At 64.2% G+C, this 15,258-nt stretch carries 9 protein-coding genes and 2 pseudogenes; 8 read left to right on the top strand and 3 right to left on the bottom strand.

Annotated features, from left to right (window positions below):
• The first annotated feature begins 10 nt into the window (after window positions 1–10).
• A complete protein-coding gene (locus KHO22_RS28040; protein WP_338031374.1) occupies window positions 11–2,239 on the top strand; it encodes a beta strand repeat-containing protein in 2,229 nt (742 codons plus the stop codon).
• A 145-nt stretch (window positions 2,240–2,384) separates the two neighbouring features.
• Window positions 2,385–3,713: a TolC family outer membrane protein gene (locus tag KHO22_RS28035; RefSeq protein WP_211950435.1), complete on the top strand. Its 1,329-nt coding sequence runs from the start codon at window positions 2,385–2,387 to the stop codon at window positions 3,711–3,713.
• A 17-nt stretch (window positions 3,714–3,730) separates the two neighbouring features.
• Here KHO22_RS28035 and KHO22_RS28030 read toward each other — a convergent pair.
• A pseudogene (locus KHO22_RS28030) lies at window positions 3,731–3,952 on the bottom strand (hypothetical protein); the annotation flags it as partial.
• 323 nt (window positions 3,953–4,275) lie between these two features.
• Here KHO22_RS28030 and KHO22_RS28025 point away from each other — a divergent pair.
• A complete protein-coding gene (locus tag KHO22_RS28025; RefSeq protein ID WP_211950434.1) occupies window positions 4,276–5,568 on the top strand; it encodes a purine-cytosine permease family protein in 1,293 nt (430 codons plus the stop codon).
• A 68-nt stretch (window positions 5,569–5,636) separates the two neighbouring features.
• Complete coding sequence (locus KHO22_RS28020) at window positions 5,637–7,997, top strand: hybrid sensor histidine kinase/response regulator (RefSeq protein WP_230427064.1); 2,361 nt, start codon at window positions 5,637–5,639, stop codon at window positions 7,995–7,997.
• On the opposite strand, the gene KHO22_RS28015 is transcribed toward KHO22_RS28020, so the two are convergent.
• A complete protein-coding gene (locus tag KHO22_RS28015) occupies window positions 7,919–8,671 on the bottom strand; it encodes a response regulator transcription factor (protein ID WP_230427063.1) in 753 nt (250 codons plus the stop codon). The genes KHO22_RS28020 and KHO22_RS28015 overlap by 79 nt on opposite strands.
• A 218-nt stretch (window positions 8,672–8,889) precedes the next feature.
• On the opposite strand from KHO22_RS28015, the gene KHO22_RS28010 reads away from it, so the two are divergent.
• Entirely contained in the window at window positions 8,890–10,323 is a 1,434-nt protein-coding gene (locus KHO22_RS28010; protein WP_230427062.1) for an amidase, read from the top strand.
• 36 nt (window positions 10,324–10,359) lie between these two features.
• The gene (locus KHO22_RS28005; protein ID WP_211950431.1) at window positions 10,360–11,664 is read left to right on the top strand and encodes a purine-cytosine permease family protein; all 1,305 of its coding nucleotides are present in this window, start codon (window positions 10,360–10,362) and stop codon (window positions 11,662–11,664) included.
• A 180-nt stretch (window positions 11,665–11,844) separates the two neighbouring features.
• Here KHO22_RS28005 and KHO22_RS28000 read toward each other — a convergent pair.
• A pseudogene (locus KHO22_RS28000) lies at window positions 11,845–12,789 on the bottom strand (GlxA family transcriptional regulator); the annotation flags it as partial.
• Window positions 12,790–12,908: 119 nt separating this feature from the next.
• Here KHO22_RS28000 and KHO22_RS27995 point away from each other — a divergent pair.
• Together KHO22_RS27995 and KHO22_RS27990 are read left to right on the top strand one after the other, a co-directional pair.
• Window positions 12,909–13,709 (top strand): SDR family NAD(P)-dependent oxidoreductase, encoded by an 801-nt coding sequence (locus tag KHO22_RS27995; RefSeq protein WP_211950429.1) that lies wholly within the window; start codon window positions 12,909–12,911, stop codon window positions 13,707–13,709.
• Between the two features lie 81 nt (window positions 13,710–13,790).
• Window positions 13,791–15,134, top strand: a complete 1,344-nt coding sequence (locus tag KHO22_RS27990; RefSeq protein ID WP_420839661.1) for an epoxide hydrolase family protein — start codon at window positions 13,791–13,793, stop codon at window positions 15,132–15,134.
• Window positions 15,135–15,258 lie beyond the last annotated feature (124 nt).

The following is a 15,258-nucleotide window of genomic DNA, read 5'->3' as shown; positions in this document are numbered from 1 at the left end:
GCATTTTGCCGTGGTGGCGCCGGAGAGCCTCACCGGCACCTACGGCACCTTCACGTTTGACAGCGGCACCGGTGCCTGGACCTACACGCTCGACAACGGCAAGGCCGATGCACTGATCGCGGGTCAGCAGGTGAGCGACACGCTGACGGTGAAATCGGCGGACTTGACTGCGCAGCAGACCGTCACGGTCAACATCACCGGCAGCAACGACAGCGCCACCATCACTGCATCGGCGAGTGAAGATACGGCGGTGACCGAAGCCGGCGGCGCGGGCAACGCCACACTGGGAGATCCCTCGGCCAGCGGCACGCTGACCGTGCACGATGTGGATGCTGGTCAGGCACATTTTGCCGCCGTGGCGCCGGAGAGCCTCACGGGCACCTACGGGACCTTCACCTTTGACAGCGGCACCGGTGCCTGGACCTATACGCTTGACAACGGCAAGGCCGATGCACTGACGGCGGGCCAACATGTCACCGACTCGCTGCTTGTCAGGTCAGCCGATCTCTTGGCAAGCCAGGCGATCACGATCGACATCAACGGCACTAACGATGCCGCCGTGAACACCGTGCCAGCCGCGCAGGTAGTGAACGAGGATACGCCACTGGTGTTCAGCACCGCCAAAGGCAATGGCCTGAGCATCACCGACGTCGATAACGCGACGCACACGGTGACACTGAGCGCGAACCATGGCGCGATCACCCTGAACGGCATTGCCGGGCTTCAGTTCCTCGCAGGGGATGGCACTGCGGACAGCACCATGACGTTTACTGGTAGCGATTCGGCCATCAATGCCGCGCTGAATGGCATGTCCTTTCTCGGTGACAAGGACTATGCGGGCGCCGCATCGTTGCAGATCCGGACCGACGACGGGGCGTCAGTGGATAGCACCGTGGCCATCACCGTCGACCCCGTGAACGATCCGCCGGTGGCAGTGAATGACGTTGTCTATGTGTCGAACAACACCAACGGCATCCTGATTCCGGTCAGCGCTCTTCTCGGCAACGACACCGACATCGACGGGCGCGCCTTGTCCGTTACCGCACTCGGTACGGGTACCGGCGCGGTTTCCGGTGTCCAGTTCGTCCCGGGCACCAACAACGCCTTCATCACCTTCCAGAGCGACAACGGTAGCACTGGCAGCTTCACCTATACCATTTCCGACGGGGCGGGCGCTACCAGCACGGCCACCGTAACGGTCAATGTGTCGTCGACGAACGGGGCGGCGACCGTGTCCCTTGCCGGGGCGAACTACCAGGCGTCCTACTTGGATGGCGGCAGCAACAGTGACAACCTGACCGGCGCAAGCGTGAACGACTTCTTCATCGGCGGCGCGGCGGCGGACAACCTGCAGGGCGGTGCAGGCGACGATGTCCTGCGTGGAGGAGCCGGCAACGATACGCTGAATGGCGGCGCCGGCATCGACATGCTCGATTTCTCGGACGCGACCGGAGCGCTCAACTTCACATTGGCGCAAGGCAGCAGCGGCACGCAGGTCAACCTGACCAGCGTTGGACTGGACACGGACACCTACAGCAATATGGAGGGCGTGATCGGTTCCCGGTTCAGCGATACGCTGACCGGCAGCAGCGCCAACGACATCATCCGCGGAGGCGCTGGCAATGACACCATCGATGGCGGTGCAGGCATCGACCTGCTGGACTTTTCGGACGCCACCGGTGCGATCACACTCACGCTGACGCAGGGTAGCACCGCTACGACGGTGAACCTGGCAGCCGTGGGACTCGGCTCTGATGTCTATAAGAACATGGAGGGCGTGATCGGTTCGTCGTTCAACGACAGCATTACCGGTTCGGGGGGCAACGACGTGCTGCGGGGAGGCGCGGGCGACGACCTGCTGATGGGCGGCGGCGGCAACGACACGCTGATCGGCGGCGCGGGGGCAGACACGCTCAACGGTGGCGCCGGCTCCGATACCTTCGCCTTCCTGCGCGCCGACGCCGCCTCGGTCGATACGATCACGGATTTTGACGTAAAGTCCGCGGCGTCGGGCGGGGACGTGCTGGACCTTTCCGACTTGTTGTCGGGCATGACCGTCACGAGCGCCAATGCGGCGCAGTTCATCCACCTGTCTGAGGTTGGCGGCAATACCGTGGTCAGTGTCGATCGGGACGGCGGCGGCGCGGGCGCAGCGTTTCAGGATGTGGCCATCTTGCAGGGCATGACAGGACTCGATCTCAATACGCTGCTGAGCAACGGCAATATCCACACGACATGATTGCCCCGGTGGGCCGGATGCGCGCCGCGCGAGGCGAAGAAGTTGCGGGACAACGGCGAAGTAGAGGCACACAATAAATGGGTGATGGGCGGCTTGCTGTGCTGCATCGGACGGCAAGCCGCAACGGCACCCGACTGGGGGAAAGATGGGAAAGACGTCGTGCCGGCTGGCACGCGTGCTGCTTTGGGCCGCGGTGCTGCTGCCCGCCGTGGCTGGCGCGCAGGCGCTGCCGCAGGCGGTGGAGCAGGCCGTGCAGACCAATCCCGAGGTACTCGCGGCGGGAAGCCGGCGGCTTGCCGCTGACGAAGCGCTGAAGCAGGCTCGGGCCGGCTATCTGCCGCGCGTCGATGTCAGCGCCGCCACCGGCAGGGTGCGCCTGGACAGCCACAACACCCGCCTGATGGGACTGGCCGATTCCTCCTATGCTAGCAATGCCGCCGGAGCCACGATCACCCAGATGCTGTTCGACGGCTTCGCCACCAGCAGCGACGTGGATCGCCAGGGCGCCAGGATTGACGGCGCCGCTTACCGCGTCGGCGCCACCGCGGAAGACATCGCGCTGCGGACCGTCGCCGTCTATATGGAGGTGCTGCGCCGGCAGGAGACTGTGGCTATCGCCATGGCCAACGTGGAGGTGCACCAGCATATCCACGAACAGATCCGGACGGGCGCAGAGAACGGCGTGTTGCGCCGCGCCGACCTGTACCAGGCCGAGAGCCGACTGGCCCAGGCCCAGGCCAGCCTCAGGGCGGAGCAGGGCAGTCTGCAGGAAGCCATGGTGTCATACCTGCGCGTGGTGGGCGCCCCACCCCGGGACTTGTTGCGGCCATCCTCGCTGGCCGGCGCGCTGCCTGCCACGGAAGGTGAGGCCATGCGGGTGGCGTATGCCAGCCATCCCTCGCTGAACGCCGGGCAGGCCGATATTGCCGAAGCGCAGGCCGCGCGTTCACAGGCCAAGGCTGCCATGTGGCCGAGGCTGGATCTCGAAGTGAGCATGAACCGGGACCGGGATCGCGTGCTCGGCACCACCGACGAGCGCAGCGTGATGCTGCGCCTGCGCTACAACGTATTCCACGGCAATGCCGACAAGGCCCGCATCAATGAGGCGGGCTACGTGGTCCAGGAAGCGGAACAGAACCTGGACCGGGTCCGCAGGCAGGTGCAGGAAGGCGTGTCGCTGGCCTATAACGCCTACCTCACCGCGCGCGACCGCGTCGTCATCCTGGCGCAGTACGTCGAGTCCAGCGACGCCACCCGCGTCAGCTACGGCAAGCAGTTCAGGATCGGGCAGCGCAGCCTGCTTGACCTGTTGAACGCGGAGAACGAGTACTTCGGCGCCCGCACCGCGTATGTGACCAGCCAGTACACGGAGATCGCCAGCCAGTACCGGATCCTCGCCGGCATGGGTCTGCTATTGGCGACGCTGCAGGTGTCGCTGCCGCAAGAGGGAGTAGTGCGGATCGGGCAGCGCTAGGTGGACGAGGGCCTTGCTCAGTCGTCGTGACGATGCTTCTTTTGGCCCTTGTGCTTGCCTTGGTTGCCGTTCTCGTGGTCATCGACATAGTAGTTGCGCGACACATTGCCGCCCAGTGCTGATCCCGCAGCGCCACCGGCCGCACCGGCGCCGCCGCCCAGCGTGCCGCCCACGATGGCGCCGGTTCGTTCCTTCTTGTTGGCACTCACCGCGCCGCCTGTACCGCCGCCCTTGACGCCCATGGACGGGCCTTCGTTCGATGGAGGGGCGGCCAGCCGGCGTTACCTGCAAGGGGTGAGTGGCGGGTCTGCGCGAGTCAGGGGACGTTTGCTGTGTGGCGCGCGAATGCCTGTTCATGGCCGGGGACGGTTGTCCCTGCCCAAAGCCATTGCCGTGGTGACGATGCCTGAAACAAGGGGAATCAGCTTGCGCGTGTCCGGCACAGCCAGAACCTGTTCGCAAGCGCTATCGCAGGCCCCGCCATAAAGCACCGGCATCCCGCGCCTGTGAGACTATCTGCCATGTCGATCAGTGTCCAATATCCGAGGATTGACAGGGATCCATGAAGCGTCTTGATGAAGCAAGTGACGGCAGCGCTACGAGGCCCATCCCGCTGCCGCGGCGGCGTGGCCTCCTGTTCCCCGCGTTCGCGTGGTCGGGCTTCTCGTCCGCATTTGCCTCCATCATCGTCGGCGGTTACCTGCAGGGCTCCCTGGGCACGTTCGACGCGCTGTTCGCGGCAACCCTCGGCAACTGGATTCTCTTCATTTATTCGGCGGCAATCGGTTTCGCCGCTGGCCGCTGGGGCCTGAGTTCTCAACTCGTGTTGGAAGGCGTCTTTGGCCGCTGGGGCGCCGTCATGCCTGGCGCATTGCTGGGGGCGCTAGTTACGGGCTGGTTCGCGTTCCACGTTGCCGTGACGGCAAACATCCTGGTCGCTGCACTGCACGTGCAGGGCGATTCGACGCTCGCCATTTGCCTCATCGGCGTTCTGTTCGCGATGCCGGTCATCGTCCACATCAGCCGCGGCTTCAACATGACTGCGATCGGGATCCCTGCGATGGCCATATTCGCTGTCGTCGTCTTTGCGCATCGGCTCGCTCCCAGGTGGGATGTGCTGCTGGACGGTCCGATCGGCGGGACGATGCCGTTCGGTACCGGCGTGTGCATGGCCTTCGGCACCTTCGTCGTGAGCGGTACGATGACGGGCGACATCGTAAGGTATTGCCGCACCGGCAACGAAGCGGTACAGGCGACGGCATTTGGCATCCTGCTGGCAAACCTGCCATTCCTGATCCTGGGTGTACTGATCTCCGCATCGGGCATTAAGGTGAACGACCTCTTCACTGCGGGCCATGCGCTGTCGTGGCTGCTGTTGGTGCTCGTCATCATCGCCAACTGGACCACCTGCGATGCGTGCCTGACAAACGCCGCCGTGACGTTCAAGAGTGCGTTTCCGACACTGCCCTGGATTGGCGTTGCGGGCGGCGCGACGTTCCTCGGCATTTTTCTCGCCATCACCAACAGCGTTGGCGACGTGTCGGGCTGGACGCTGCTGCTCACAGCCATGGCATCTCCGATCGGCGGCGTGATCATCGCGGACTACTACGTCGTGCGTGTAAGGGTGGGGTTCTCGCGCGCACGGATGGCGCCGGTGAACCTGGCTGCATTGCTCGCCACTGGAGCGGGGATGCTGGTGGCGTTGCTCTGTCACCGGCTGATTCCCGGCGTGATCACACCGCTGGTTAGTGCGCCCGTTGCCGGATGCCTCTATCTCGTCATGTGCGGCATCGCTTCACGTCATCTTGGCGCAGATCTCGGCGGCCGGTCTGCCGGGGCGGAAGCGCTCGACTGACACGTATGTTCGGCGCCCGAAGCAGAACGCTCGCTCCGCGTCCCCCTGCCGAGGCGAGAACCGCCATCGTGGTGATCGTGCTCATCTCCTCGCTCGCGTACCTGCTATTCCAGGCACGCAAGGACGCGCTCGACAATCTGCTCCTGCACCAGGCACGCCTTGCCGTCCAGCTTGCTTCCGCCGAACTCCGTTCCGATACGTCGGGCGGCGTCACGCTGATCGATGACGGTGGACGCCATTCGGGCACCCTGGTCGCGGGCATCGGTGCATGGCCGGGCCAGAAGACGATCGTCATTCCGCTCGCATCGGGCTGCGCGGCAAGTCCGCTTTGCGATGATCTGGCAGGGGCGCAGAGCGAGGACACCAGGGGCCGGTTCGTCATCCGGAATGGGGCGCTATTCGCTTCGCTGCATGGCAGCAGGGTCGCCGTCACGACGTCCGCGCCACTCTCGGCACTGCCGGCGGGCCTGCTCGGCCGTCTTGCGATGGATATTGCGGCGGTGTTCTTCCTTGGGTGCCTACTCTTGCTGGTGCGCGAGAGCCGCCTGAGCGACTACTCGGTTCACCGCCTGCTGGACGCTTCGCCCATTCCGCTTCTGCTCATCGATGCTCAAGGGCAGGTCGAATTCGCCAACCGCCAGGCGCTCGACCTCTTCTTGGACGATCCGCTGCGCACGCCGGGACGGCTGCAGGAAGCACTGCGGCGCGAGGGGAAACTGTTCACCTGGCTGATCTCTGAACAGGACGCGGGCGGCGCGACCGAGACCTGCGAATTCGAGACTCACAGCCAGGCAGGCGCAGCGCGCCATCTGCTGGTCTCGCGACAGTCGCTGGCGGTTCGCGCGAAGCGGATGATCATCGCGAGTATGGCGGACATCACGGTGAGGCATGAAGCCGAAAGTGCGCTCGTCAAGGCAAAGAACGCGGCGGAGGCCCTCGAGCGGATGAAGTCCGAATCGCTCGCGATGATGAGCCATGAACTGCGCACGCCGGTTAACGGGGTGCTCGGGCTTGCGCAACTGCTGGTCCAGCATGAGCTTCCCGATGGCGCGGCGCAGATCGTGCGACGGATGATCCAGGCAGGCAAGACGCTGGCCGTCATCATCAACGATATCGTCGATTTCGCATTGCTCGAGGTCCGGCACATCCGGCTGGAGCGGCGCCGCTTCGATCTGCGCGAGGTGATCACGGGCGCGGCCACACTGGCGAGCGCGGCTGCTGCGGAGAAGGGGCTGATGGTCCGTGTGAGCGCGCTCGCGCCGTTGCCGCCAGCCGTGTTCGGCGACCCTGCGCGCCTGCAGCAGATCATCATCAACCTCGTCGGCAATGGCATCAAGTTCACTGACGCAGGGCATATCGAGGTCAGGACGGATATCGCCGCGCGGGTCAACGATTCGATCGAAATCGTCATCGACGTGGCCGACACGGGGATCGGCATTGCGCCCGAGGTCGTCCCGCGGCTCTTCCGGCCGTTCTCGCAGGCGGAAGCAGGATACGAGAGGCGCTTCGAAGGCACCGGCCTCGGCCTCGCCATCAGCAAGGGCCTCGCCGAAGCGATGGGCGGGTCGATTTCGGTGCGCAGCACGATCGGGGAAGGCTCGACCTTCTCGGTGCGCCTGCCGTTCGAGCTGGCGCTGCGCGAAGGCGAGAGTGCGCCGACGCCGGCGCCGGCGTCGGCGTCGAGCGTTCTGGTTGTCGACGACGTGGCGCTGAATCGCGATGTCGTGAGCGACTTGCTGCGCGCCGAAGGATGCGAAGTGACGACCGCCGGCTCAGGGCAGGAGGCGCTGGATATCCTCAAGACCCGGCATTTCGACCTGATACTGATGGACATCCGCATGCCCGTGATGGACGGGCTCGCCACCACCGCCGCGATCCGGTCGAGCCGCGAGCCGAACCGGCATACAGGCCCGATACTCGGGCTGACGGCGAATCCGCTGCCGACCGACAGGCCGCTTTACTTGTTGCGCGGGATCGACGGAATCATCGAGAAGCCGGTCGAGGTGGAAGCGCTGCGCTCGGCGTTGAGACAGGCGGCGCTGCCGGCGACAACCGCTGTCCGCGAAGAGCCGGAGCGCCTCGGTCGGCTGCGCCAGAAGCTCGGACAGGATCGAACCCTGCGCATCGTCATGGCGTTCAAGCAAACGGCGGCCGAAGCACTGGAAGGCATCGCGACCGGCTGCGCCCGCGCCGGCCTCGACACGGTCGCGGAAGACGCGCATCGCCTTGCGGGCGCCGCATCGAACGTCGGATTTGACCAGTTGGCGGAGGCCGCTGCCAGCCTCGAGCAGATTGCCCGGACAGGCAGCGCCACAGAGGTCCTGGATGCGGCGTTGACTGTCGTGACGATCTACCGGGACGTGGAGCGCTTCGTGGGCGTCCTGGTGTCGCCCGCCGCCGGGCCAGAGAACAGATACCCGGTGCCGTGAACGGTCTTGATCAGGTGCGGGTTGTCGGGGTCCGCCTCGATCTTGCGACGCAGACGGCGCACCAGCGTGTCGACCGTCCGGTCCATTGACTCGAAGCGGCGCCGCTTGATGGCCGAGATCAGCCGCTCCCGCGACATCACGTGGCCCGCGTTCCTGACGAGTACCAGAAGAAGGTCAAACTCCGCGGTCGTGAGGGGCACGTTTTCCCCCGCCGGATCGGTCAGGCTGCGGCCACGCGTGTCGAGCCGGAACTGACCGAACGACAGCGTCGAGGGCGCGGCGACGCCCCGGCTGTGTTCCACACGCCGGAGCAGGTTGCGCACGCGCGGCAGCAGTTCCCGTTCATCGATGGGCTTCGCAATGTAGTCGTCCGCGCCGTATTCGAGGCCGAGAATGCGATCCACCCGGTCGTTGCGGCCCGTGATCAGGATGATGCCCATCTCGGACTTCTCGCGCAGGTCGCGCGTCAACGACAGGCCGTCGCGTCCTGGCAGCCGGATATCCAGCAGCACGAGATCCACGGGACGGACGAGCATCAGGCGGTCGAGTTCGTCGGCATCGGCCGCACAACAGATGTCATAGCCCTCCGCTTCCAGAAAGCCTTCGAGTGTCTCGCGAATGGACGGATCGTCGTCGACCACGGCAATGCATTGGTCTGTCCGGCTCTGCTGCATGGGTTCCTCGCGAAATCTTCGCCCGCCTGTCCGGGGCGCCGGCCGACGCTCGTGCGTCTCATGTCGCCTTTGCGCCTCTATTCACAAATTTTAACAAACCGCCATAGCCTGTTCAATTTGCAGGGCAGACTCGTTCACAAGATCGCCCGATAGTGAGGTCACCCCCCAACCAACTGCCACAGGGATTGATCATGGATATCAAGCAACAGATTTGCGGCATGGACGCGGTCGGCCTCGCAAGGGCCATGCGCAGCAAGGAGCTTTCGCCCGTCGAAGTGGTTGAGGCCCACCTGGCGCGGATGGAAGCCGTCGAGCCCTCGATCCACGCGTTCTGCACGATTACGGCGGAAGCGGCGCGCGAGCAGGCCCGTCAGGTGGAAGCGCGCATCCTGCGTGGCGACGACGTTGGTGCATTGGCAGGCGTGCCCGTCGGCATCAAGGATCTCGTTTGCACGGCAGGCATCAGGACGGCTTCCGGATCCCCCGCGTACAGGGATTTCGTGCCGGACGAAGACGACGTCGTTGTCGAACGCCTGAAGCAGGCCGACGCCATTATCGTCGGCAAGACCAACGTGACGGAATTCGGATACAGCGGTGCCGGCCACAACCCGGTGTTCGAGACCACACGGAACCCGTGGAACCTCGACATGACGCCGGGCGGTTCCAGCGCAGGCTCCGGCGCGGCGGTGGCAAGCGGAGAGGTGCCGTTTGCCATTGGCAGCGACGGCGGCGGGTCGATCCGCATTCCGGCGGCGCACTCGGGAATCTATGGCATCAAGCCGTCGATGGGACGCGTGCCGCTTTATCCCGGTTGCCGCGACGAACGCTATCCGGGGGTGTCGAGCTGGGAGAGCCTCGAACATATCGGCCCGATGAGCCGGACCGTGGCGGACAGCGCCCTGATGCTGTCGGTGATCGCAGGCCCCGATTCGCGTGACCGTCATTCGCTGCCCCCCGCTGGCTTTGATTGGCGCCAGGCGCTCGATGGCGACCTGAAAGGGCTGCGTGTCGCGTACAGCCCGGACTGGGGCTACGCGGCTGTCGACCCGGAGGTGCGCCGCGTCGTCGGCGACGCCGTGCGCGTCTTCGAGCGCGACCTGGGCTGCAACGTCGAGATCGCACATCCCGGTTGGAGCGATCCCTTCGACGCATTCTGGGCCATTGTCGCGATGGACACCGACCTCAAGGGCATGCGCGAGATGGTGGCGCAATGGGGCAAGGAGATGTCGCCACACCTGGTCGCGTTCCTGAATCATCCGTGGACGGCGGAGGACTTCACCAACGCCATGGTGACCCGCAAGAGCTTGGTCAACAAGATGTGGCGCTTCATGGGGAACTATGACCTGCTGCTCACGCCGACGCTGTCGGTTCCGCCTTTCCCGGTGCATTGCCAGGGGCCCGAGAAAATCGACGGACGCATGGTTGCGCCGACACAGTGGCTCTCGTTCACCTATCCGATCAACTTGACGGGACAGCCGGCAGCCTCCGTGCCGGCGGGCTTCACCAGAGATGGCTTGCCGGTCGGCCTGCAAATCGTCGGGCGTCATCTCGACGATCCGCTTGTGCTGCGCGCGTCGGCGGCGTTCGAGCGGGCGCGTCCGTGGCGCAACTCGTTGCCGCCGCTGCTCAAGGATCTCGGTCTCGTGCAGTGAACTGCCTGTCCAGTAACGAAACCCAGGGGGAACACCATGACCCATCCGACCGAACAGCATGGGCTCGACGAAGAGTTCGAGCACAAGCCCGTCCCGCTCTCGCACCGACACCGGTTGTCTTCGGTGGCGGCGGTGTGGTTCGGCTTCCCGATGATCATTACGAACGCGGTATTCGGCGGGATCATCGCCTATAACCTCGGCTTCTCCCGAGCGCTGCTCGCGATCCTGATGGGCAATGCCATCCTGCTCGCCTACGTCGGCACGCTGAGCTTCATCGCCGGCAGTACCGGCCGCAATTTCGGGCTCCAGGCGGAACGCACGTTTGGACGGAAAGGCTATGCGATTACTTCCGGCTTCCTCGCGAGCGTCGTCGTGGGATGGTACGCGTTCCAGACCGGCCTCACCGGTACGACGGTCCATGCGTCGTTCGGCTGGAACGAAACGGCCACCATCATCGGCGCCACCCTGGTCTATACCGGCGTGACGTTCATCGGCATTCGCGCCCTGTCGATCGTCGGCATGATCGCCGCGCCGCTATACGTGGTGCTCGGCCTCGTGGCGCTGTACCTCATCGGAGCGGAGCACTCGCTGGCCGCCGTATTTCACTACGGCGGGCTTGGCACCGGCAGCATGATGTCCTTCGGCGGCGCGGTCACGCTGGTGGTGGCAACCTTTGCCGATTCCGGCACGATGACCGCGGACTTCACCCGCTGGTCAAAAGACGGAAAGAGTGCGGTCTACGCAACGCTGACTGCGTTTCCGTTTGCGAACATGACGGCCCAGCTATTCGGCATCGTGATCGTATGCGCGGGAGCCGCGGCGGCGCCGGCCACGCAGGGTGGTGACTTCATGTCGGTGCTGACCAGCCATGGCGGCTTCCTGTCGGCCATTGCACTGGTTTTCGTCTTTGTGAACCTCGGGTCCGTATGCACGCACTGCCTCTACAACGGTGCGGTTGGCTGGGGACGCATCGCAGGCAAGAAGATGCGAACCATGGCGGTCCTGCTTGGCCTGCTTGGCGGGTTGCTGGCCGTGGCCGGCGTGTGGAGCCTGTTCCTGAACTGGCTGAACCTGCTCGGCGTGCTGGTACCGCCGATCGGCGCGGTCATCATCGTCGACCAGATTTTCGTCCGACATTACTCGTACGACGATGACGTACCGAACTTCCGCGGCAGCGCCTTCGCCGCGTGGGCACTCGGCGCTCTCGCCGCATTGTTCGTGCACGGGATGGCGCCGTGGTTTTCCGAAGCCGTCGCGGGGATGCTCGTCGGTGCGGTGGCGCATTACGTGCTGTCGCAAGGGGCGATGCGCGAGGTGCGTCAGCGAAATGGCTTGCTCTAATGGGCCGGGTGCCGTTTTGCAGGGCCGCAAAATGGCAGCCCTGCAAAACGGGGGGCGAATATCAACGCCGAACGACAAGTGTCCGGCCCTGGCGCCGGAATGTCATCGCAAAATTGAAGGTAACGGTCCAGCACGGTCGACTCCGTCATTCACGCGTGTGCGTAGCCGAGACGTTTCCTCTGCCGGACCTCGCGCTTCGCGCCGTACCGCCTGCGGCGGCAGGCCAAAGCCACGCATAAAGGCTTCGCGCATATGGCGTCGATCGCGAAAGCCGGTCTCTCTCGCGATCACGTCCAGCGGATGCCGGCTTTGCTCGATCATCAGGCGCGCAGCCTCCAGGCGCAGCCCCTCGATGGCTCTGGCAGGTGACTGCCCTGTCTCCAGCGTGAATACGCGGCTGAACTGGCGCGGGCTCAGGTTGACCTTCTGGGCCAGTTCGTCGACGGTCAGCGGCCGAGCCAAATTCTTGCGTGCGTAGTTCAACGCGTTCTGGATACGGTCCGACTTCGGCGCGAGCTCGAGGATTTCGGAGTGCTGAGACTGTCCTCCCGAACGGTGTTGATGCATCACCAGGTTGTGCGCGACCGAACGCGCCACGTCCGCGCCCAGGTCCCTCTCCACCATCGCCAGCGCGAGATCGAGGCCGGCCGTCATCCCGGCAGACGTCCACATCGGGCCATCGACGATATAGATGCGGTCGTCCTCCACGCGGATGTCCGGAAAACGCTTCTGCATCTCTCGCGCGAAGGCCCAGTGAGTCGTGGCACGTCGCATGGAGAGCAAGCCTGCTTCCGCGGCGACGAATCCACCGGTGCAGATCGCGGCGATTCGCCTCGCCCGGCTGCTGGCCTTGCGCAAGAAGGCGATCACCTCGGCGGACGGGGGCGACGCGATCGGATCCGGGACGCCCACGACGATCCAGGTGTCGATCACGCTACGTGCGGTGAATGGGCGCGCGCTCACGGTGATACCCATCGACGTGCACACGTCGCCGCCCGCCACCGAGAAATTCTCCACTTTATAAAAGGCTTCGCCCGCCACCACATTTGCGAACTCGAAGACTGCCTGGGTCGCGAGTGCCATCACCTGAAAACCGTCGCTCAGCATGTAACCAACGCGGTGCATTTCCGTTCTCCGTCGAAGGCATGTCATAAAAAACGACCATATACGTCATTTGCGTCACGGTCATGCCAAACCATAATCCACTCACGCTATTCGGCAACCGCCAAACAAGGAGTGACATCATGACGCAAACACATCACGGGACAGCGCTTATCACCGGCGCATCCTCGGGTATCGGTGCGGTGTACGCGGACCGCCTCGCCCGCCGCGGATACGACCTTATCCTCGTCGCACGCAATCGCGAGCGTCTCGTTAGCCTCGCCAATCGCATCACGACCGAAACGCGCCGGAACGTCGAGATCATGGACGCGGATCTCAGCGACAAGGATGGGCTGGCTGTCGTCGAAGCAAAGCTCAGGCAGGACGCCACCATCACGCTGCTGATCAACAACGCGGGCGTCGGCACGCACACGCCGCTGCTCGGCAGCAACGTCGATGCGATGTCGCGGATGATCGACCTGAACGTCTCCGCTCTGACGCGCCTGACATACGCCGCCGTGCCCGGCCTTGTCTCACGTGGCAAAGGCGCCATCATCAATATCTCTTCGATCGTCGCCATCGCACCGGAGATCCTCAACGGCGTGTACGGCGGCAGCAAGGCTTTCGTGCTTGCTTTCAGCCAGTCTCTCCATCATGAACTGGCCGACAAGGGCGTCCAGGTCCAGGCAGTCTTGCCCGGCGCCACGGCCACCGAGTTCTGGCAGACGGGCGGCCTTCCTCTGGAGAATCTCGACAAGGCCATTGTCATGTCCGCCGGCGACATGGTCGACGCGGCCCTGACCGGCTTCGACCGCCGCGAACTCGTCACTATCCCGTCGCTGCATGCCGTGGAGAAGTGGCAAGCCTATGAAGCCGCGCGCGGCGCAATGTCCACGCTTCTGTCTAGCAACATACCCGCGCCGCGCTATACCGCCGCGCAGTGAACGTGTGCCTTTGATAGTGCTAACGGAACGCATAACCTTGCGCGCGCCTCAGACTTGCGCGCTCTTATTCGGAAAATGATCATGTTTATAGTATCGCCAGCGCCGGCCCGGTGCAGCTCAATTGCATCGGCGGCGGCTGCCCTTGGCATTGTCCTGACCGCTGCCTTTAGTTACGCCAATGCCGCTCCGGTTGCCGGTCAGCCTTCCGCGACGCAGCGTGCAACGGCTGAAGATGACTCGATCCGTCCGTTCCCCAAGATCCATGTGCCGCAGCGAGCCATTGACGATCTGCGCCGGCGTGTCGCTGCCACGCAATGGCCGGAGAAGGAGACCGTCTCAGATACTTCGCAGGGCGTGCCGCTCGCGACCATGGAAAGGCTCGCGCACTATTGGGCGACGGACTACAACTGGCGGAAGGCGGAAGCAAAGCTGAATGCTCTTCCCCAGTTCGAGACGACGATCGACGGCGTGAAGATCCACTTTATCCATGTGCGTTCGAAGAATCCCCATGCGCTTCCATTGATCATCAACCATGGCTGGCCCGGCTCTGTGCTCGAACAGACCAAGCTCATCGGTTTGCTGACGGACCCCGCCGCGCATGGCGGCAATGCCGAGGACGCATTCGACGTTGTGATTCCGTCGATGCCGGGGTACGGCTTCTCCGGCAAGCCGACCGGCACCGGTTGGGGTCCCGAGCACATGGCGCGTGCGTGGGCCGAGTTGATGCGCCGTCTCGGATACCAGCGCTACGTTGCCCAGGGCGGCGACTGGGGCGCGTTCATTGTCGACCAGATGGGCTTGCAAGCTCCTGCAGGGCTGCTCGGCATCCACACCAACATGCCCGCGACAGTACCGACCGAGGTTGACAAGGCGCTGCAGATCGGCGCTCCCGCACCCGCCGGACTGTCGGCGGACGAGAAGCGTGCCTACGAGCAGTTAGCCCGGACATTCAAGCAAGTGGATTACGCACGGATCATGGGTTCGCGTCCGCAGACGCTTTACGGCATTGCCGATTCACCCGTGGGACTTGCCGCGTGGCTGCTCGATCACAACGATGCCGATGGCCAGCCGGCCGCGGCTGTCGCTTCGGCCCTGGACCGCGCCACGAGCGCCACAGGTGAACTGACGCGCGACGAAATCCTGGACAACATCACCTTGTACTGGCTGACCAACACGGGCGTATCCGCGTCGCGACTTTACTGGGAATACAAGGGTGGCTTCTTCAACGTCAAAGGCGTCAAGATCCCGGTGGCCGTAAGCGTGTTCCCCGGCGAGCAATATCAAGCACCGCGAAGCTGGACGGAGAAGGCCTATCCGAACCTCGTCTACTACCATCAGGCCGAGAAAGGCGGCCACTTCGCTGCGTGGGAGCAGCCAACGATCTTTGCTCAGGAGCTGAGGGCGGCATTCAGGCCGCTGCGTTGACCGAACTTTGTATAGCTCTGTATCAGGCCGCAGCAAAGATACTTGCTCCGACAAAATCGGTCTTGACGCGCTACACGCGCAATACATTGATCTCCTTAAATGCGTTCCTGGCCAGTAGGCGAAT

Origin of the sequence: Cupriavidus yeoncheonensis (genome assembly GCF_905397275.1) — a bacterium.
GTDB classification, from domain to species: Bacteria; Pseudomonadota; Gammaproteobacteria; order Burkholderiales; family Burkholderiaceae; genus Cupriavidus; species Cupriavidus yeoncheonensis.
The sequence above is the reverse complement of the archived record's forward strand: the minus strand, read 5'-3'. Positions and strand labels throughout refer to the sequence as shown.